Here is a 20,283-nt window from a genome sequence, read left to right on the forward strand (position 1 = left end):
TGAAGTCGTTGCACCGCTCAATCGTATTCTTGGCCTATGCGTGATGACAACGATATTCACATGGCCGACACTGCGTTTTTAAAGGGCGTCGGCTATGGTCGGCGCTATCCTTCCCCGCCCTGAAGGACGGGGCTTGCCGCGCCTTTTGGTCAGTCGGTGTTTTCGTTGCTCACAAAGGCCGACCCATTGGCCTGGGGTTCGGGCGATTCCAGCGCGTATTTGAGCGCATGCCAGGCCAGGTTGGCGCATTTGATGCGCACTGGAAATTGGGCTACCCCTTTCATGGCGTTCAAAGCCCGTTGCTCCCGCGGGAACTCTTCGCCACCGCGCATCATGGCTTGGAAGCGCTCCACCAACTGCAGAGCTTCGGGGATGGTGCGCCCCCGCACCGCATCCGCCATGAGATCGGCAGAGGCCAGGGCAATGGCACAGCCTGCCCCCTCGAATTTGATATCGACAATCCGCTCCTGGCTGGGATCCAGTTGCAAGGTGAGGTCGATGGTGTCGCCGCAGGAGGGGTTGTGGCCGCGCTGGTGGCGGTGGACGGGATCCACTCTGCCGAAGTTGTGGGGCTTTTTGTACCGCTCCAGAATGACTTGCTGATAGAGTCCGCGCAGGTTATCTAGAGGCATTGTTGCTCCTGGTTGGTCGCTGCTCTGGCCGGTCGGCAAAAGTCGATCCGCTCATAGCCCATTGCCGCCGGGAATAGCCATAGTTCTCAGATATTCAGGATTTGGGAAGCGAGCCCGACCTGGCCCATCTGGTTTTGATCTTAACCCCGTTCTTGGTAGAGCTTGAGTCAGTAGAAAAACTCCTGCCAGCGCAGGGGCTTAAGTTTGCGCATGTACAGCCAATCAAAAAAGTTCTTCAGCACCGTGGCTGAATAGCCGCGCCAGACCAGCCTGCCTTTCTCGGCAACGGCAACGCGGTTCCCCACCGTTACACAAACAAAAACCGTGGCCTGCGGTCGGTAGGGGATCAGAGGTTGGCCGCGGATGAGCCGCAGCAGGTTTTGGGCTGCAATTGGCCCCTGGCGCACCGCGTACACGCCGATCTTGGGCAAGAGGCGGGATCCCCAAACAAAGTCAGCGCAGTCCCCCACCGCCAAGATGTGCTCTGAGCCTTGCACCCGCAGGTATTTGTCCACGAGCAGGGCTCCCGTCGGCCCTGTTGGCAAGCCGCAGGTGCTCAACCAGCTCGGCACCTGGAAGCCACCTGCCCACAGGCGGGTCTGAGCTATCAACTCGGTGCCATCCGAGAGCCACACGTGCTCCGGCCCAAAGGCTTTCACCTGACATCCGGCCCAGATTTCCACCCCCAGATGGCGGATTTCCCTTTCCACCGCCCGGCGGAAGGGTTCCGAGAAGCCCTCGACCAGATGGGCCTGGCGATGGATCAAGATCAGCCGGGCTTGAGCCAAGGGGATCCCTGTTTCTGCGCTCATTTCCCGGCAAAGATCGTAGAGTTCCCCCATCAGCTCTGTGCCGGTACAGCCTCCTCCCGCTACCACAAAGGTCAACAGACCCGGCGTCGGATCCCCCTGGGCTGCCCGTTGCCAGCACTGCCGGATCCAGGTTTGGGCGGCCACCAATTGTTCTGCCGGTCGAATGGTAAAGGCATGTTGGATCCCATCGATGGGGCGCAACTCCCGGCCCACATTCACCAACAGATAGTCGTAGGCCAGAGTTTGGATCCCGGCTTCACTCTCCAGGGTCAGGGTTCGAGCTTCGGGTTGGATGTGGGTGACTCGCCCCGGCAAAAACTGGGCGCCGTTGGCTTGAATATGCTCCAGCAAAGGGATCCGCACCAGCTCCAGAGAAAACCGACCACTCAGCAGCCGCGTGGACATGCCTGAATTAACACTGTAGGGATAGGGGTTGATGGCGATCACCCGTGCCTGCCCTTTGAGCGCCCGCAAGGCGTCGATGGCTCCATAGCCACATCCGGCCAAGATCACAGTGGGCAGGGATCCCCTCATGGCTGGAGCGGGAACTCCTGGGGATCCCCGGCTGCCCATTCCAGGATGGAACCGGAATAGCTTTTGGCCTGCCGGCCCAAATGGGTTAAAACCACCGTGACCCAAGCGGAGCGAACCCCAGCTGTGCAGTAGGCAATGATCTCGGCTTCCGGAGGGATCCCGGCTTTTTGCAGGCGGGCGTGAATTTCATCGGGCGGCAATAGGGATCCCGCCGCATCCATCAGCTCCTTGTAGTAGAGATGCACAGCGCCGGGGATGTGTCCACCGCGCGCCTCACCATAGGGGGTGGCTCCCTTGTATTCTTGGGCTTCGCGACTGTCGAGGATGGCCACACGGTCGGAGCCAAGGCTGGCCCGCAGAGTGTCCCGGTCGATCTCCCACCGGTCGGTTCGCCGCACTACAAAGTCGCCCCGTTGCGGTTCGTCGGCGCTTTGTCGGGTTGTGGTCAGCACTCCCTCCTTCACCAGGGCCGGATAGCCCCCGTCCACCATGACTGCCTGGGGATGACCCAAGCTGCGCAACATCCAAACGATCCAGCCATCTTCTCCCCAGCCCTGTAGCGGATCGGCAGCAACTACCACCGGACGCCCCTGAAACACGCCAAGGCCCTGCAGCTTTTCGGTGAGAAGGACATCATCTGCCAACAGCTTGCCGCTGTTGGCAGCCTCTGGTTGAGTAAACTCCGTCCAGTTCACCGGAATTGAACCCTTCAGGATCCCGTCGGCTTGCAATTCCGCACTGCGTGCATCCAGAAGCGTTGCCCCTTGTTGGATGAGCTGGATGGCGGTTGCAGGGCTGACCACCCAACCTGGCGTTGGTGTCATGGGTTGAGAGAACCTTAACTGGAAGATCCTATCCCACCTTACGGGACGAGTAGGCCGGTATGGGCCTCTTCCATCTGTTTGGAGAGAAGCCGTTGCAGGCTCACTCTGGCTTCGGAGAAGTTGGGAGCGATTTCCAAAGCCGAGCGAAAGTGTTCAATGGCCTGCTCCAGCTTGCCTTGGCGGGCAAGGATGGATCCCAGACGATAGTGAGCTGCTCCATAGCTGCCATTGCTGCGAATGGCCCGTCGATAGCTGGCCTCCGCCGAGGTTAGATCCCCCTTGATGCGCGCCACTTCGCCCAGGCCAAAGTGAGCTTCCGGCAACTCTGAATCTCCTTGGAGGGCCTGTTCAAACTGCTGCATAGCCTGCTGCAACTGTTGGGGCTGGATGAACTTGCGCCCAGAGGCATCCCGTTGTTTGGGCCCCAAGTAGGCTAGGCCAATGGCGGCCATCGCTGCGTGCAGATCGGGGGCCAGCTCCAAAGCCCGCCGGTAGTTCTTCACAGCTTCGCTGTATTGCTCTTGGCTTGCCAACACCAGGCCCAAGCCGTAGTAGGCGCGAGCCTGCTGTCTTTTGAACTGACCATTGAAGACCACCTGGCTGAACTCCTGGCTGGCTTGAGCCAGATGACCTGCATGCACCATTGCCAAACCCAGATCCACCCGCACACCGGCTGCCAACTCAGGAGCGAGATCCAGGTTGAGAGCAGTTCGGAAGGCTGCGATTGCCGCTTTTAGCTGTCCTTTGCGCATCAGCGCTTGTCCCATCACGGCGTGGCCCAGGCCCAGGCGATCATTCAACTCCAAAGCAGCCCAACAGGAATCGATGGCCTCGTCCCATTGCCCCAGCTTGAGGTGAATTTGAGCAACGCAAAGATGGGCCTCGCTGAAGTGGGGATCCAGCCCCAGGGCCTTTTGTTGCTGAGCTAACGCTTCTGCCCAGTTGCCCTTCTCTGCCCAGGCTTGGCCGAGCAGGCTATAGATCTCAGCTTGGGCGGATCCCTGGGTGAGGGGCAGCGCTTCGGGCAAATGGATCAAGACTTCATCCGGCTGATGCTGGGCCAACCACTGCCGCGCCAGGGCCTTCAGGGTTTCCACCAGGTGGGTGTTGATGCCGCTCAAGTTCGGGTTCAGGCGTTTGGCCTGTTGGTAGTGGCTCAATGCCTCCTGCAGTCGGTTGGTTTTCGCCAACAGATGGGCCAGCTCAACGTGGGCCTCGACCTGCAGTCGGTTGGTTTTCGCCAACAGATGGGCCAGCTCAACGTGGGCCTCGACATGATTCGGCTGTTGCCGCACGGCCTCCCGAAACCGCTTCACCGCCTCAGGAATTGGATTGGCCTGTAAAAAGGAAAGCCCTTCTGTAAAGGGATCCTGGGATCCCTCCCGCTCAAAGGTGTTGATGGCACGCCGGCCTTGCCAACCCAGCCAGCCCCCCCCTGCAGCCAAGATCAACAGCGGGATCCCCAGCCCCAGCGATCTGGCTCGGGCAGGAACATCGGCTTGCCCAAAAGAGCGCACCACCAACCCAGCCCCCAGCAGGAGAGACAAAGCCAGAGCTCCCCCCAAGAAGGGCCTTAGAGCAGGCCTGTGCAACCATTGATCAAGTGTCGGAAAGTTGGCCAGAACGTCGATAGGAGAACTGGGGCGAGCAGTTGTAGGCAGAGGGGTCGGGATCCCGTCTTGGGAAGGGGCATGGCCAACCGAGGCCTGGCTTGGAGCCGCTTCTGGCCAGCGCTCTTTCTGAATTTTGGGAACCGGTGCCCCCAGAGTTTTAACTTTGCGAAAATCGGAGTTGTGGTCGGGATCCACAACAGGTTTTTGGGCCTCCAGCACCTTGATCTCAGAAATCTTGGTGCCCGGTAATACAATCTGCGTGGCATCGGCACTGCTTTCCCCAGAGGACAAGTAGAAGACTTTTTTCCACTGCGGCTGTGTTTCCCCCTGAAGCCGACCGTACACCACCAGTTGGCTAACTCCCTGCACAGGCAAGCCCCCCAATTGGCTGGCAACTCGATGCAACACCATAGAGCGGCTAAACATCCCCTGCCGTGGGAGATCCACCATGAGGTAAAGGACATCTTGCTTCAGGGCCGAACGGGTTGGCAGGGGGGCAAGGGCCTTCTGCAGAGCCTTGATCAGGGTTTCCACGCTGCGAGCAGCAGATGAGCCAGCCATAAAGTTAGAGTTCGCAAAGTTAAGTTAGAGAGTGAAAAAATGGTCTTGTAACAACTCCAATCCAAGAGGGATCCGCTTCTCTCGGCAAAAACGAGTACCCCCTCGCCAGAAGTCCAGGCCTCTGACCTCATCTTGCTGCCTCATTGTGCTCAATCTGCCGGAGTCCGTCAATATACTGAAAGAGCCTGTTACAAACGGGGCTGCCGGCCCATTCTGGGACGGAAGAGGTGGGTGTGGTCAGGGCTGTAGAGCCGCGAGCGGGCAGATCTGGAGCTTGACAAGCCTTTCAAGGCAGGGCTGACGAGATAGAGCACTGTGCGTTCTAAGCCGGCTTGCCGGGTGAGGGCGGCCATCTCGGCCAGGGATCCCAGCCAGATCTGTTCGTCCGGCCAACCCAAGCGATAACAAACGGCAACCGGGGTATCGGCGGGGTAGTGAGCCAGCAGATCTGCCTGCGCTTGTTCTACGTGGCGGGCGCTCAGATATAGACACAAAGAGGCGCGGTGGGCTGCCAGACTGGCCAGGGCTTCTGCTTCCGGTACCTGGGTGCGACCGCTGGCGCGGGTGAGGATAATCGTCTGTACCAACTTGGGTATGGTCAACTCCACCTGCAAACGGGCGGCTGCCAATTGAAAGGCGCTTACTCCCGGCACGATCTCAAAAGGGATCCCTGCCTCCGCCAGCCGGATCAGCAGCTCGTGCAGAGCGCCGTAAAGGCAGGGATCCCCATCCTGCAGCCGCACCACCCGCCGCCCCGCCTTGACCCGTTCCACAATTTGCGGCAGCAGCGTTTCCAGCGTGAAGGAGCGGGTGTCAATGGCCTCAACCCCAGGGCGACAATGGGCCAGCACTCCCTCTGGCACCAAAGAACCTGTGTAGAACACTACATCGGCTTCTGCCAGCAGTCTTTGCCCCCGCAGGGTAATCAGCTCCGGATCCCCGGGGCCAGCCCCGACAATGTAGACAGGCCACGACGTCGGTTCGCGCATTTGCTTGCTTCCTACCCCTTCAAGGGCCTCTTTGAAGATCCCTTTTCCAAAGTCTTTTCAAACTGGATTCCAAGGGAACTTATCTGGAGGCTCAAGCATGCAAGATCACGACAGGCACTCGCATCCCATCTTAAGGTACGTTCGGGAAGACTATTATCCCTACGTTGTTTTACCCCAGCCGATTGCTGATACATTCACGCTGAACTCTCCTGAACATGGTTCAGGAAAGAAGCGATCGCATCCTGCCTATCTCTGAGCAGGAAGGCGGTATCCCGCAAAGCCCTGAGGAATACCCCCCGAGCGCTTTCCCCCTTCACTTCCCGGCAACCGTTGCGGTGGACTCAAGGATCAGGGGGAAACTTGGTCTACTATATCCCTCTCAATGACTTTTGCCAAACCGCCTAAAGCTCAGTAAATTCAGCAAAGTTCAGGGTTTTGGGGGTTAGAGGCATGCTCTCCTCTTGAGGGGGCCAGATCTCCCACCTTGCCCGCTGGAGCCTGAGCCGCCACAGATGCCTGCCCGTCCGCTGGAGCCGGAGCCGCCACAGATGCCGGAGCGCCCAACGGAACCTGAACTACCTCGAATGCCGGAACGCCCTGTTAGGCCAAATCTACCCGAGCTACCCCAGCCTTTGATGGGCAAGCTGCAATCGGCATGGGCAACTGGTGCTGGTGCATAGAGCAGTCTAGTGTCCGGTGCTATACCCCTGATATCGCAATGCAGGTATCTAGAGATGGAAAAAGATCACTCGTTTTACTCATTGACATTGAAATTGATGAGCCATGGTTTCTTGAAGGTAATCTGTGTAGGCCAGCCCGTACTGTGAATGATCCTAAGCAAAGTAAGCGTGATGCTTATCTAGCGGATAGAGGCTGGGTTGTAGTTCGGTTCTCAGAACGGCAAGTTTATGAAGAAAGTGAAAAGTGCATTAATCTCATCTTTTGCTTGGTTTCAGGTGTCTTGGGTGCATTAGATTCTAAACAGCCAGACTTATCATTTTCATTTCCAACGGACCACAAGAGATGGGGTGATCAAAGTGCTCTTAGTGAACCTAGATTTCTTCCTCCCTACTTTTAATTCCCAAGGTTGAGACTGGCCCTACCGGGATTGAATTGAGCTAACGCGCTGGTCCGAGACGCTGCTGCAGGATTTGTGCGGCCAGCAACACATCCAGGGGGGTGGTTAGCTTCAGATTGGATTCCTCCCCTTCGACGATGTAGACTGGCCAACCCAGCTTCTCGAATAGGGCTGCATCATCGGTTACCTGCCAACCCTGGGCCAGAGCCTCCCGATGGGCTTGCCATAGCATCGACAGGCGAAACCCCTGCGGCGTTTGCGCTGCCCACAGCCGGCTGCGTTCTGGGGTTGACTGAATTTGGATCCCTTTTGGGCCTGCCTCAGCGACTTTAATCGTGTCCTTGACAGGGATCCCCGCGATGAGACCATCCACCTGCTGCAAAGCAGCACTACAGCGATCGAACAACTTAGGGGTAGCTAGGCAGCGGGCCCCATCGTGGATCAACACCCGCTCTACTGTTCCCAGGTTATAGAGATACTCAACCCCCCTGTAAACCGACTCCTGCCGCGTCGCCCCCCCTTGTAAAAGCTGCACCGGCGTGGACAGATCCATTGCCGCCAGGATCTGCTCGATGGCCGGCCAATCGCCGGGTTGGGAGAGAATGCCGATCCACTCGATGGAGCTGGCTCGATCCGCAGCCTGCAACGTCCAAGCCAAAATCGGCTGACCCAAGAGCGGCAGCAACAGCTTATTGACAGCAGCTCCCATTCGCTTGCCGCTGCCAGCCGCCGGGATCAGAAGGTGCATGGGATCCAAAAGCGCATTCAACCGGATCCCAGTGTACTGCTCAACTCAACCTTCCAACTCTCCCGAAGCAGTGACAAAGTCAGGGTAGGCAATGTTGCCGTGCTCGCCAATATCCAAGCCGGCCAACTCTTCTTCTGCCGAGACGCGCAGACCGATGGTGCCCTTCAAAATCAAAAACAAAGCCAGACAACAGATAAAAGACCATCCTCCCAGGGCAATAACCCCCAGAATCTGTACCGGCAACACCGCCCAAGTCACCCCCGCTTCCGCATGGGCAAACCACGGGATCCCTGCAGCAATGACCCCCCAAGCGCCGCACACCCCATGTACCGACACCGCCCCCACCGGGTCATCCACCTTCAAGGTGCCCTCGATAAACAGCACCGACAACACCACCAACACCCCGGCCACCGAGCCGATAAGGATTGCCCCCAAAGGATGAACAGTGTTGCAAGGAGCAGTAATGCCCACCAGCCCCGCCAGTGTCCCATTGGCTGCAAACGTCATGTCCGGCTTGGTAAAAATGGCCCAGGAAGTACAGAGAGCGCCGATGGCTCCTGCCGCCCCGGCCAAATAGGTATTGAAAGCAATCCAGCCAATATCAGGAATCGCTGCCGTTGTAGAGCCGGCATTAAAGCCAATCCAGCCCAGCCACAGGATCAACGCCCCCAACATGCCCAAGGGTAAGCTATGCCCGGGAATAGCCCGCGGCTCCCCATTGGGACCATACTTGCCCAAGCGCGGCCCCAACACCAAAGTTCCCGCAAAAGCTGCAGCCCCACCCACCAAGTGCACCACCCCCGACCCGGCAAAGTCAATGTAGCCCAGGTTTTCCAGCCAGCCGGCTGTACCACCGTTGTAGTCGGCAAACAGGCCATTCCAGGCCCAGCCCCCGGAAATCGGGTAGATCGCCCCAGAGATGACGATGGAGTAAATCGTAGATCGCCCCAGAGATGACGATGGAGTAAATCAAATAAGCCAAAAAGCGGGTGCGTTCCGCCATTGCCCCGGAGACAATGGTGGCAGCGGTGGCGGCAAACACCAGTTGGAAACAGAAGAACGTGAAAGGCCAAGCATCGTTTTGACTGCCGGCTTCAGCTCCCTGTTGCCAGTTGAAAAAAAACCAGTTGGTGCCCAAAAAACCGGCCACATGGGATCCGAACATCAGCCCAAACCCCAAAAACCAAAAAGCGCAGGCCCCGAAGCAGAAGTCCATCAGGTTCTTCAGGACAATGTTGGTAGCATTTTTAGCCCGCGTGAAGCCCGCCTCCACCATGGCAAAGCCCGCCTGCATGAAAAACACCAGCGCCCCGGCCACCGTTGTCCAGACGATGTCGGCATGGTATTGCTGAGTTTTCAGTAAGGTTTGTAGCTCAGCCCAAGCCTCGGGTGGGAGAGCCTGTTCCAGAGCCGTGAGATCCGTCTGGGCCAGAGCAGGCGGGGCAACCAAACTTCCCAACCCCAGCAAAGCTCCAACCCCCAGCAGGACTTTCCCCCCTGTCCTCAAACCCAAAAGGATCCCCTGCCGAAGACGAGAGAAAACAGTCTCACCTATCTGACTTTTCATCTCGATTCCAAGTCCCACACCTCGATTTTGAGCTATTTCTCCCCTCCTACCCGTAACCACCTACACCAATGCCACCAAATACATCAACAAGCCACAAAAGAGAGGGCCAGACCTGACCCCCTCTCTTGATTTTCAGTCCCGTGTCGCTCAGATCCGACAGCCTCCCGTCGAACCGAGCGCAACAGCTCAAGCTCCCTCCACCTCGGTGGCAGCAGTAACGAAGTCAGGGTAGGCTATGTTGCCGTGCTCGCCCACATCCAAACCGGCAATCTCTTCCTCGGCGCTGACGCGCAAGCCAACAGTTACCTTGAGGATTAAAAACAGGATTAGACAGGTGATGAAGGGCCAGAAGAAGAGAGCGAGAGCGCCTACCACCTGCACGCCGAACTGTGCCCAGGTAACCTCTGAATTGGCGTGAGCAAACCAAGGGATCCCTGCTGCCAACACCCCCCAGATACCACAGGTGCCATGCACGGAAACCGCGCCCACTGGGTCATCAATTTTCAGCGCCGTATCCAAAATCACCGCGGAGAGCACCACGAGGATTCCGGCCACCGAGCCAATGATCAAGGCCCCCAGCGGATGAACTGTATTGCAAGGGGCAGTGATGCCCACCAAGCCCGCCAGCACCCCGTTGGCGACAAAGGTCATATCCGGCTTGCCAAAATGAACCCAAGAGGTGAACATCGCCCCAATTGCTCCAGCCGAAGCTGCCAGCAGCGTATTCATGGCAATCCAGCCAATATCGACAGAGGCTGCAGTGGTGGAACCGGCATTAAACCCGATCCAGCCCAAGGCGAGGATAAACACCCCCAACATCCCCAGCGGCAGGTTGTGGCCGGGAATAGCCCGCGGCTCTCCATTGGGGCCGTACTTGCCAATGCGAGGGCCAAGCGCGATCGCACCTGCCAAGGCCGCAGCGCCCCCTACCAAATGCACCACCCCCGATCCAGCGAAATCAATGTAGCCCAGATTTTCCAGCCAGCCGGCTGTGCCGCCGTTGTAGTCGCCGAACAGCCCGTTCCAGGCCCAACCCCCAGAGATGGGGTAGATTAGCCCAGAAATAACAATGGAGTAGATCAAGTAGGCCAAGAACTTAGTGCGCTCCGCCATCGCTCCGGAAACAATGGTGGCGGCAGTGGCGGCAAACACCATCTGGAAAACAAAAAAGGTGAAAGGCCAGCCGTCTGCCTCGTAAGCCTGCTGCCAGCCAAAAGCAAACCAGTCGGTGCCGAAGAAGCCACCACTGTTGCCGAACATGAGGCCAAACCCGATGAACCAGAAGGCGCAACAGCCCATGCAGAAGTCCATCAAGTTCTTCATCATGATGTTGGCGGCGTTCTTGGCGCGGGTAAAGCCCGTCTCTACCATGGCGAACCCTGCCTGCATGAAGAACACCAAGGCCGCCGACACGATCGTCCAAACAACGTCAGCGTGTTTCTGAACTTCCTCGGCCTCTTGAGCAAAGGCAGTTCCCTGGCCGAATAGAAAAACCAGCGCAGCCATTAGAGCGGCAGTCAGACTCCACTTGGCCGGTCGCCAAAGCCACTGGGGCACCTGGCTCTTGAGCTTTTGGATCATTGTCGTACTCATGCTTTTCGACTCACCTAAAGTGACAGTACTTCTCGCAACACATTACCCGAAAAGTAGGGCAAGAACACCTCATCAGATATACAGCAAAAGAGACATGAAGCAAACTCACACGAGGCTCAGGCCGGGCAACCCAAACCCTGAACGTGATCCCTTCTCATAGGGCATCTTGGTTGAGTTCGCCAGTGCGGATGCGGATGGTTTTTTCGACGGGGCTGATGAAAATCTTGCCGTCCCCAATTTCGCCGGTGCGAGCCGCTGCAATCAGCTTCTCCACCACCGTATCCACCAGGTCATCTTCGACCACGATCTCCACTTTCAGCTTTTGTAGGAACTCTACCGTGTACTCGGATCCCCGGTAACGCTCGGTTTGTCCCTTTTGCCGGCCAAAACCCCGTACTTCACTTACGGTCATGCCGACAATCCCGGCATTGACCAAAGCAATTTTGACCTCATCCAACTTAAATGGCCGGATCACGGCCTCGATTTTTTTCATCTGCCTCCTGCACCCTGAACAGTTCCGCTAATTTCTAACACTACCAACACCTGTGAATTGTAAAAACGGATACATTTTTTATCTCCTACTGAAGATGCTTACCACTCTGGGTTGGCTCCCGTCAAGACTGGAAGGTCAAGCTTAAGCTACCTTAACGGGAGGAAGTCCCCACTGGCGTCTCACCAGCATCTGTAAGCGGCTGAGGGCTGAGAGAGGCCAAGCTGGCTGTAATGAGCGCTACCGCAAGCCACCACAGCATTTGTACCTGGGGACGATACCAGATGGTATCCACCAAGCCGTGGGCCATCATGCCGGTGCAAGCGGCCAAGCCTGCTGCCACCCATAGACCCTGCGGATCCCGCAAGTTGAGCAAAGTTTTCCAGCATCTCCAGCCGTGATCCCAGAGCACCAAGAGGAACCAGGCGAAAGTTAAGGAGCCGATGAAGCCAGTCTCCACGGTGAGCTGCAGAGGCACCGAATAGGCTCCGAGGGCGCTGAAGTTGCCTCGTTGGTAAAGGGGGTAGACGCGGTTAAAGGCGACATTGCCGGGGCCGATCCCCAAGATGGGAAAGTCGCGGATCATCTCCAGCACCGCCGCCCAGACATTGAGGCGAAAGTTGTTGCTGGTATCCAACCGCCCCCAAAAAAGGCTCTGCACCCGCAGCCGCAGGGAGCGTACCGTCAGGATCCCGAGCAACAGAGCAGCCCCCCCTCCGCCCAACAGGGCCGGCAAGGCCCAACGCCGCCAGCGGGCTGGCAAATCGACAGAATGCCACTGTGCCAACAGCACGGCCATCAGGGTGAGCGTGGCCAGCCCCCCAATCCAGGCGCCACGACTGTAGGTGAGCAACAGGCAAATCAGGTTCACCGCCGTCGTAAACCCGGCCAGGAGTTTCGCCCCCCAACTGGGCCAAATCCAAGTGGCGGCCAGCCCCAGGGGAATGACCGGGATCAAGTAGCCCCCATACAGATTTGGATTGCGCAGATAGCTGTACACCCGCGTCAGACCCGCCAAACCCGACTCCGGATCCACCCAGGTGGCCAGTTCCGCTGCCCCATATAAGTATTGCCGCAGGCCATGGATCCCCATCACCAAGCTGACCAAAAGCAGGGATCCCACAATCCCATCTCGGAATTGGGGTTTGCGCAGCAGACGATGCAACAACAGATAGCCGGCTAGATAAAGAGTCAGCTTCAGCCAGCCATCCCGCGCTGCGTAGGGAACCGGAGAGAGAATCGTTGCCAAGGTGGCAATTCCCCAGAAAAGGCCCAGGGGCAGATGCAGCGGCAGCCCAATCGGCGTTTCCACCAAAGTGCCCAGGCCCACCAGAGCGGCCATAGCCAGCAAAATCAGGCCCAGGATGCCGGTGGAGCTTTGCGCAGAGAAAATCCAGTAGAGCAGCACTAGCCCCAGGCCAATCCGGTCGGAAGTTTGAACCAATATGCTGCTCTTCCCCCAACTTTGCAGGGATCCCAATAGACGACCCAAAAGGCTTCCCTGCCACCAAGCCTTGATGGGAAAATCGCGCAGCAGAAAACCGTGCCACCGTTGCGTTGCTCGTTCCATAACCCTCCGGAGCCTGTTGGGCACAAGTTCATACGCCCCAAGTCACCTTCCGATTGCGTCGGTGGGACGAAGTTCTAGCTTATATCCCCAGAGGCAAGGAGACAACGAAGAAGAGCGCAACCTCTTATCGCGCCAGCCGGACAAAGTACCCCTCAACAAAAACAAAGAACCGGCTGACTCACAAGACTCTACAAGACAAAAGGCATCGAAGAGTTATCAAAGTTGGGTTTTCAATCTTAAGAACAAGTCTCTGTAAAAAGCAAAGAAGAACAGCAGGAAAAACTACAAAAAGCTCTATCTCAATCTTCAATCAAATGTTGGATTGCCGCAATCGAAGATCTCCTGACCTACCACAGACCGATTCTCAAAAGATTCTTCAGGCAACACAGGCTAACACTTGACCTTGAGATCCTCTTTCACCTTCGGCATTAGGAGAAGGGATTTGATCGCCTAAGCGGGATCCAGACCAACCTTCCTTGGCTCTAACTGCGTTCTGGGAATTGGAGTTGGAATAGTGAATCTGAATACGAGTAGGACGGCCCAGACCCAGGGCGGATCCCATGCAACGGGCTAAGATTTGCACCTTAAACTCAAACTCGCCAATGCCATCCATAATCTTTAACCCTGCAGTCTCTGCTCTTAATTCAACTGTAGGAGAAGGTCTACGAAACCTCTTCAGTGGGAATACAGAACTTTTTGAGCTGCGGAGACTTCTGGATTATGAAAGTTATGTAAAGATGCCTTTGTTTTCGCCAGACAGGGCGAGTACTTGACCTATTCTTAAACAACTTGAGTCAAGCTGGGCTCGGTATCTTCACCAAATTTTCGGGCTGGAGGCCCGCACCATAGCCGCAGGCTTGGTGTCGGGAGGAAAGCCCTCCTCCATATAGGTTTGCTGGTCAAGTCTGGATGAACTACAATAGGCCCATGAGCCAGACTGTCTCTGTACGTTGCAAGCTGATAGTCCCACAAGAGTTGCGTCAAGAGATTGACCGCACTTTGCAGGGCTTTGCGAATGCTTGCAACCAGATTCTCGACACCGCCAAACAAAAGAACTGCTGGAACACCGCTAAGCTGCACCACTTGGTCTATCGGCCGGTAAGGGCAGCAACGGGGCTGAAGGCCAACCACGTCTGTCAGGCGCTCCGTCGGGTGATTAGCAATGCTAAGGCGGTGAAGCAAGTCCACAAGTTCCGCCCCACCAGTCTGACTTTGGACGCTCGTACTTTTAAGTACCGAGAGTCTGACCAAGCCGTGGGCGTGACCCTGATGAGCGGACGGGTTTGGCTCAAGCTCAAGATCGGTGGCTACCAGATAGCGCTTCTGCGAGGCCAGAAGCCGACAAGCGCAACCCTGTCCAAGACCAAGCAAGGGGACTACTACATCAACATTGCTGTTGAATTGGATACTCCCCCGACTGGCAAAACTCCAAAGGTAATCGGAGTTGACTTGGGCAGGCGGGATATCGCCACCGCTAGCAACGGACGCTCTTGGAGTGGAGAGCACATCCAGGCCGTCCGTGACCGGTTCAGCCGTGTACGCGCCAAGGTTCAATCCAAACGCACTCGCAGCTCTAGGAGACTGCTGAGAAGGCTCTCTGGGAGAGAACGGCGCTACCAGACATGGCTGAACCACAACATCAGCAAAACCTTGGTCAGGGATGCCCAGGCTATTGGTGCGGCACTGGCTTTTGAAGACTTGACAGGCATCAGAGATTGCCTGAATCAGAAGTCTCGAAGTAAGGCTGAGCGGCGCAGGACTAACAACTGGGCGTTCTACCAGCTCAGGATGTTTGTAGCCTACAAGGCTGCCATTGCTGGAGTGCCTGTGGTGCTGGTGCCGCCTGCCTACACCAGTCAGACCTGCCACAAATGCCTGCACATCCACCCTGAGCGGGGTAAATCCTACCGCAATGGCAAGTCGTTCAAGTGTGGACATTGTGGGTGGGAAGGGGATGCTGACCATAACGCTGCTCAAGTAATCTCTCTCCTTGGGGCGACTGTAAACTCGCCTGAAATTCCGAAACTTAGCTGTCCTCTGGGGCCGCTAGGGATTGGGATAAAGCCCGCACCCTGCGCGTAGCGCGGGTGTCGGGTAGTTTACTTGGACTGACTCCCTCCACCAAGTTGAGCAGGGATCCCGGCCAAACCGCTTAGACAAGGGGAACTGACCTACGCAAAATGGAGGAAGTAGGGGAAAAGCATCTCGTAAATCACTCGGTCGAAGCGTGCCCGTTTACCTGTACTGGGGAGATGACACCTATCGCCTGATGCAGGCGGTGCAGCAGTTGCGCGACCAAGTGCTGGATCCCCACTGGGCTGCTTTTAACTACGATCGCCTGCCGCCGGAATCCACGATTGCCGGGCTCAACCAAGCCATGACCCCGCCGCTGGGATCCACCGCCCGCTTGGTTTGGCTGGAAGAGACGACGCTCACCCACCATTGCTCGGAAGATCTGTGGGAAGAAGTGGAGCGCACACTGGCCCAGTTGCCCCCCACCACCCATTTGCTCTTGACCACCAGCAGCAAACCGGATGGGCGCCTGAAATCCACCAAAATCCTCAAAAAAACGGCCATTGTCCGCGAGTTTTCGCAACTGGCCCCTTGGGATGAGGAGGGCATTCTCCAGCAGGTGCAGCGGGAAGCTGAACAACGGGATCTGGCCCTCAGCCCGGCAGCCGCCCAGAAATTGGCCGAGGCGGTGGGCAATGACTCCCGTCGCTTGGCGATGGAATTGGAAAAGCTGGCCCTGTTTACGGCAGGTCAACAGGATCCCATTTCTCCTGAACAAGTCGAGGCGTTAGTTCCCGCCAGCGCCTACAACAGCTTTCAATTGGCGGGATCCCTGCGCAAAGGGAATCTGGAACAAGCCCTACGCATCTTGACCCATCTGCTGGATCACAACGAGCCGGCTCTGAAGGTTCTGGCGGTGTTGGTGGGCCAATTTCGCACCTGGCTATGGGTGCGGCTGCTGCTGGATCAGGGAGAACGGGATCCCAAGGTCATCGCCCAGAAAGCAGAAATCGGGAATCCCAATCGGGTTTACTTTCTGCAAAAAGAGGTGGGATCCCTGAAGACCACAGCTTTACTGAAAGCAATGCAGCAGCTTTTGCAATTGGAATACAACCTCAAGCAAGGACAGCCGGAACGAGATGCCTTTCAAGAAGCGCTGATCCAAATCGTGGCTATATTGGGTGAAGGCCGAGCTCAGAGCAAGTAGAGCAGAATAAACAACACGATCCAAACCCCATCCACAAAGTGCCAGTAGATCTCGGCAGCTTCGACGCCAAAATGATGTTGAGCGCTGTAGTGGCCGGGTTTAAAGGAGCGCCAGAGCACTGCCAGAATAAACAGCAACCCTGCCATCACGTGGAGACCATGAAACCCCGTTAAAACATAGAAGGTGCTGGCAAACAAATTGGTGGTGAGGCCAAACTCCAGGTTGCTGTACTCATAGAGTTGCCCTGCCAGGAAAACCGCCCCCATCAGCGCTGTGAGGGCAAACCACAGCCGCAGACCCCTGACATCATCGGCCTTGATGGCCGACCCAGCTTTGTGAATGACGAAGCTGCTGGAGAGCAAAATCACCGTGTTGATCCCGGGCAAGAGCAATTCCCGCTCTGGGGTTCCCTCCGGCGGCCAGACAGGAGCGGTGAGGCTGTAGGCCAGGTAGGCCATGAACAGCCCTAGGAAAAGACAGCCTTCTGCCACCAAAAACATCAAGATGCCAAAGACGCGATGATCTGGGTGCTCAGCGTGGGCAGTGTGGGCCCTTGAGTGGCCAACCATCAGCGTTTCAGAGGCAAGGGATCCTTGCATATTCCTTTCCACCTAAATTCCTGAATTCCTGAGACTTCTTGAGGCTGTACAAGCAGCCCAGCCAAGACTGGAATACCCAGTGAGCAGGGGATCAGCCGCCCACCGGGCATCCGGCCTGCTAAGAAGAAGTAGGCTCCGCTTCTGCCAGCGCCAGCTCCCGCAAGGTTTGCAACTGAGCAGCAAAGTAGTCCAGCGTCTCCTTGCTGTGCAAACCGTAGTCATAGGGGCCGGTCAGCAAAATGGGATCCCCATAAAAGTTGTGATGGGGCGGGGGAGAAGAAGTTGTCCACTCCAGTGTCAGGGCCTGCCAAGGATTATCCCCAGCTTTTGGCCCGGCCACCCAGGAGTAGATGGCGTTAACCAAAAAGGGCAGGGTGGAAATGGCCAGAACAAAGGCCCCCACCGAGCTGATCCAGTTGAGGTCGGCAAATTGGGGATCGTACTGGGCCACCCGGCGGGGCATCCCCATCAGGCCCAGCTTGTGCATCGGCAGAAAGCAGATGTTGAAGCCGACGAAGGTCAGCACAAAATGTACCCGCCCCCAAAACTCATTCAACATGCGCCCCGTCATCTTGGGGAACCAGTGGTAGATGCCGGCATAGATCCCAAAGACGCTGCCGCCAAACAACACGTAGTGTAGGTGGGCCACCACAAAGTAGGTGTCGTGAACGTGGATATCCAGAGGCACCGAGGCGAGGATAATCCCGCTCAAGCCGCCGATCACGAACATCGAGACAAAACCCATGCCAAACAGCATGGCCGAGCGGAAGTGGATTTTGCCGCCCCACAAAGTGGCCAGCCAGCTAAACACCTTGATCCCAGTGGGAACGGCAATGGCCATGGTGGCGATCATGAAGAACACCCGCATCCAGTCAGGGGTGCCGCTGGTGAACATGTGGTGCGCCCAGACGATCAACCCCAAAAAGCAGATGGCCAAGCTGGAATAGGCAATGGCTTTGTAAGCAAAGATGGGCTTGCGGGCATGCACCGGCAAAATCTCCGAGATCATGCCAAAGACCGGCAAGATCATGATGTACACCGCCGGGTGGGAGTAGAACCAGAACATGTGCTGGTACACCACCGGATCCCCGCCGCCGCTGGGGTTGAAAAAGGCCGTACCCGCCAACAGGTCAAAGCTGAGCAAGATCAACGCACCAGCCAAAACCGGTGTTGCAATGAGGGTAAGAATAGATGCTGCCAGCATGGCCCAGCAAAACAGCGGCATGTCTTCCATCTTCATGCCGGGCATGCGCATCTTCAGAATGGTGGTGATGAAGTTAACCGCCGCCAGGATGGAAGAGGTTCCTGCCAACAAAATGCTCAGGATCCAGAGTTCTTCCCCCACCTTGCCGCTGATCAAGCTGAGGGGGGGGTAGGAAGTCCAGCCGGCAGCCGGAGCCTCTATGAACAGGCTGGCCAAAAGCAGGATCCCTGTGGGCGGAACCAGCCAAAAGGCCACTGCATTCAGCTTGGGGAAGGCCATATCCCGCGCCCCGATCATCAGCGGTACCAGGTAGTTGCCAAAGCCCCCCACCAAAGCAGGCACGATCCACAAAAAGATCATGATCGTGGCGTGCAGGGTAAAGGCACCGTTGTACCGCTCAAAGCCGAGAAAGTCGGCCTCTGGAGTAGCCAGCTCTGCCCGTACTGCCGTCGCCAGCGCCCCTCCCACCAAGTAGAAGAAAAAGGTGGTCACCAAGTACTGGATCCCGATGACCTTGTGATCGGTGGAGAAGGTAAAGAAGCGCCACCAAGGCTCAGCAGGAAGTTCAAGTTCAACCTTCGGTGCAGCAACAAGTCTTGGGCTGTCTTGCAGCTGGGTCATTGCACAAAAGCTCCTATATCGCGTTGGCAGAATAAAGCTCCTATATCGCGTTGGCAGAATGTTGTTCCCACAAGCGCAGGCCAAAGGGGCGTCAGGGATCCCAGCTAGCCTGCGGAAGGAAGGGATCCAGAATGGGACTGGAGAGACTTCAAATCTGAGGGGGAGACGCCCAAACGCTGGTGGTGGACATGGGCAAAGGCAGACTCGGCCTCAGGGGAGCCTGGCCGAGGAGAGGGATGGACTGGCGAGAAATCTGAAACGAGGGCCAAGGTGCTGCCCTCGCCACGGGCGGCCAAAACTTGCTCCTGCTGCCAGCGCTCGAAGTCTTCCGGCGTATCCACAAACAATTGCCCTGCCATCACCCCATGATAGGGGCCGCACAGCTCTGCGCAGATGATGGGGTACTGCCCCAGTTGAGTGGGCACAAACTCCAGGTGGGTCTCTCGGCCCGGGATCACATCCTGCTTGAGGCGAAACTGCGGCACCCAGAAGGCATGGTTCACATCCAGAGCCGTCATATCCAAGCGCACCCGCTTGTTTAGAGGAAGGTGCAGCTCGCTGGCCACCAGGCCGGAATCCGGGTAGGTGAACATCCAAGCATATTGCATGCCCTGAACTTGGACGACCAGATCCGGCTGGCCCATTTCCTTCCCGGGTAGCACTACAGGGGTATAAGCGTAGCCGGGATCCCCCGCCTCAGCTTCGTGGGAAGACTCCATCGCCATGGCTGCGTGGATGTGCCCGCCGACATCAGCACCCCCGTAGATGGCCTGGTAAACATCCAAGCTGGCCAAGCCCAACCAAAGAATGATCACCGCCGGCACCGCCGTCCACACGATCTCCAGCAGCACATTGCCGTGGCTGGGATCCCCGTCGCCTTTGTCGCCTCGCCGCTTGCGGTAGCGGACAATACAGTAGAGAAGTACACCCTGTACCACCAAAAAGATCCCTGTGGCAATGGTTATGGTGCTGTTAAAGAGGCTGTCGAACAAGGGGGCTGATTCGGCAGCAGATTCGGGAAGCAGATGGTGGTTTTGCCCGTACCAAAGGCTTGCCAGGGTCAGGAGAATCCCCATACCCACCAAGATGATGTTGCTAATCGCACTCACGACTGCTTTTCCCCAATACAGAGAGCATCTACCCTAGCAGACAATCCGCCCACAGCGTTTGCAGACTACGTTTTCTACTGTTGCCGTTTTTTGTTTTTGTTTACATTGCTTACAGGGCTTACAAAATTTTTGCCTATGGAGCCCGATCCGCTGTGCACGGACTTCCCACCGCTATCAAATACTAGTTCGCGGGGGAAAGAAAGTTGTGTAGACTTATGGATCTCTTCAGGATCTTCCTGGGTGAGCAGCGGCGAGACAGAGCTTTGGTTCCGAGATTTTCGGCAGACCTGCGCAAGGGCGGTACTGCACTGAAGGCCGGCTCTGGTTGAGGGCCATCTCTCCAAACAGAGGTTCTTGTTGCCCGCAGACTGAGGTAGGGTGGGATAACCCCGCAATTGGGCTGGTTTGGACAGGTTTTCTCTCTTTAACAAAGGAGGGGCGCGGGGAGCTATAAGTCCCGCGCTGTATGCAAAGCATCAGCGTCGGGATACATGGACTCCCCGCACTTGTCGATTCTCT

The 20,283-nt window shown here is 56.9% G+C and carries 16 protein-coding genes; 2 read left to right on the forward strand and 14 right to left on the reverse strand.

The features are described 5' to 3' along the window. Positions 1-149: 149 nt before the first annotated feature. From sufU to ACVWZU_RS12245, 11 genes are all read right to left on the reverse strand, one after another. Complete coding sequence (gene sufU, locus ACVWZU_RS12195; RefSeq protein WP_011434254.1) at positions 150-632, reverse strand: Fe-S cluster assembly sulfur transfer protein SufU; 483 nt, start codon at positions 630-632, stop codon at positions 150-152. 167 nt (positions 633-799) lie between these two features. Further along, positions 800-1,978: an NAD(P)/FAD-dependent oxidoreductase gene (locus ACVWZU_RS12200; RefSeq protein ID WP_457445142.1), complete on the reverse strand. Its 1,179-nt coding sequence runs from the start codon at positions 1,976-1,978 to the stop codon at positions 800-802. Continuing rightward, positions 1,975-2,802: a sulfurtransferase gene (locus tag ACVWZU_RS12205; protein WP_457445143.1), complete on the reverse strand. Its 828-nt coding sequence runs from the start codon at positions 2,800-2,802 to the stop codon at positions 1,975-1,977. Before ACVWZU_RS12205 ends, ACVWZU_RS12200 begins: the two co-directional genes overlap by 4 nt. Positions 2,803-2,840: 38 nt before the next feature. Next, positions 2,841-4,976 carry a tetratricopeptide repeat protein gene (locus ACVWZU_RS12210; RefSeq protein WP_457445145.1) on the reverse strand — a complete coding sequence of 712 codons (2,136 nt, stop codon included), beginning with the start codon at positions 4,974-4,976 and terminating at the stop codon, positions 2,841-2,843. 188 nt (positions 4,977-5,164) lie between these two features. Beyond that, positions 5,165-5,965 carry a precorrin-4 C(11)-methyltransferase gene (cobM, locus tag ACVWZU_RS12215; protein WP_011434250.1) on the reverse strand — a complete coding sequence of 267 codons (801 nt, stop codon included), beginning with the start codon at positions 5,963-5,965 and terminating at the stop codon, positions 5,165-5,167. Positions 5,966-7,083: 1,118 nt separating this feature from the next. Beyond that, positions 7,084-7,791: a 2-C-methyl-D-erythritol 4-phosphate cytidylyltransferase gene (gene ispD / locus ACVWZU_RS12220; RefSeq protein WP_414381026.1), complete on the reverse strand. Its 708-nt coding sequence runs from the start codon at positions 7,789-7,791 to the stop codon at positions 7,084-7,086. Positions 7,792-7,836: 45 nt separating this feature from the next. Beyond that, positions 7,837-8,718, reverse strand: a complete 882-nt coding sequence (locus ACVWZU_RS12225) for an ammonium transporter (protein ID WP_457445154.1) — start codon at positions 8,716-8,718, stop codon at positions 7,837-7,839. Beyond that, positions 8,606-9,241, reverse strand: coding sequence for an ammonium transporter (locus tag ACVWZU_RS12230; RefSeq protein ID WP_457445147.1), 636 nt, complete (start codon positions 9,239-9,241; stop codon positions 8,606-8,608). The genes ACVWZU_RS12225 and ACVWZU_RS12230 overlap by 113 nt, the downstream gene beginning before the upstream one ends. Before the next feature lie 303 nt (positions 9,242-9,544). Next, positions 9,545-10,951: an ammonium transporter gene (locus ACVWZU_RS12235; protein WP_457445149.1), complete on the reverse strand. Its 1,407-nt coding sequence runs from the start codon at positions 10,949-10,951 to the stop codon at positions 9,545-9,547. A 154-nt stretch (positions 10,952-11,105) separates the two neighbouring features. Then, the gene (locus tag ACVWZU_RS12240) at positions 11,106-11,444 is read right to left on the reverse strand and encodes a P-II family nitrogen regulator (RefSeq protein WP_011430352.1); all 339 of its coding nucleotides are present in this window, start codon (positions 11,442-11,444) and stop codon (positions 11,106-11,108) included. Positions 11,445-11,595: 151 nt separating this feature from the next. Beyond that, positions 11,596-13,011, reverse strand: coding sequence for an IctB family putative bicarbonate transporter (locus ACVWZU_RS12245; RefSeq protein ID WP_457445151.1), 1,416 nt, complete (start codon positions 13,009-13,011; stop codon positions 11,596-11,598). A gap of 927 nt (positions 13,012-13,938) precedes the next feature. Between ACVWZU_RS12245 and ACVWZU_RS12250 the strand changes: the two genes are divergently transcribed. Continuing rightward, positions 13,939-15,093: an RNA-guided endonuclease InsQ/TnpB family protein gene (locus tag ACVWZU_RS12250; protein ID WP_011434244.1), complete on the forward strand. Its 1,155-nt coding sequence runs from the start codon at positions 13,939-13,941 to the stop codon at positions 15,091-15,093. Positions 15,094-15,238: 145 nt separating this feature from the next. Further along, positions 15,239-16,231 (forward strand): DNA polymerase III subunit delta, encoded by a 993-nt coding sequence (gene holA, locus ACVWZU_RS12255; RefSeq protein ID WP_011434243.1) that lies wholly within the window; start codon positions 15,239-15,241, stop codon positions 16,229-16,231. Here the strand turns inward: holA and ACVWZU_RS12260 are convergent. From ACVWZU_RS12260 to ACVWZU_RS12270, 3 genes are all read right to left on the reverse strand, one after another. Continuing rightward, positions 16,219-16,830: a cytochrome c oxidase subunit 3 gene (locus tag ACVWZU_RS12260; RefSeq protein ID WP_011434242.1), complete on the reverse strand. Its 612-nt coding sequence runs from the start codon at positions 16,828-16,830 to the stop codon at positions 16,219-16,221. The genes holA and ACVWZU_RS12260 overlap by 13 nt on opposite strands. 118 nt (positions 16,831-16,948) lie before the next feature. Further along, positions 16,949-18,655, reverse strand: a complete 1,707-nt coding sequence (ctaD, locus tag ACVWZU_RS12265) for a cytochrome c oxidase subunit I (protein ID WP_011434241.1) — start codon at positions 18,653-18,655, stop codon at positions 16,949-16,951. 104 nt (positions 18,656-18,759) lie between these two features. Further along, positions 18,760-19,764, reverse strand: a complete 1,005-nt coding sequence (locus tag ACVWZU_RS12270; RefSeq protein WP_414421297.1) for a cytochrome c oxidase subunit II — start codon at positions 19,762-19,764, stop codon at positions 18,760-18,762. Between the last annotated feature and the right edge of the window lie 519 nt (positions 19,765-20,283).

It is taken from the genome of Thermostichus sp. MS-CIW-26, assembly GCF_054059115.1.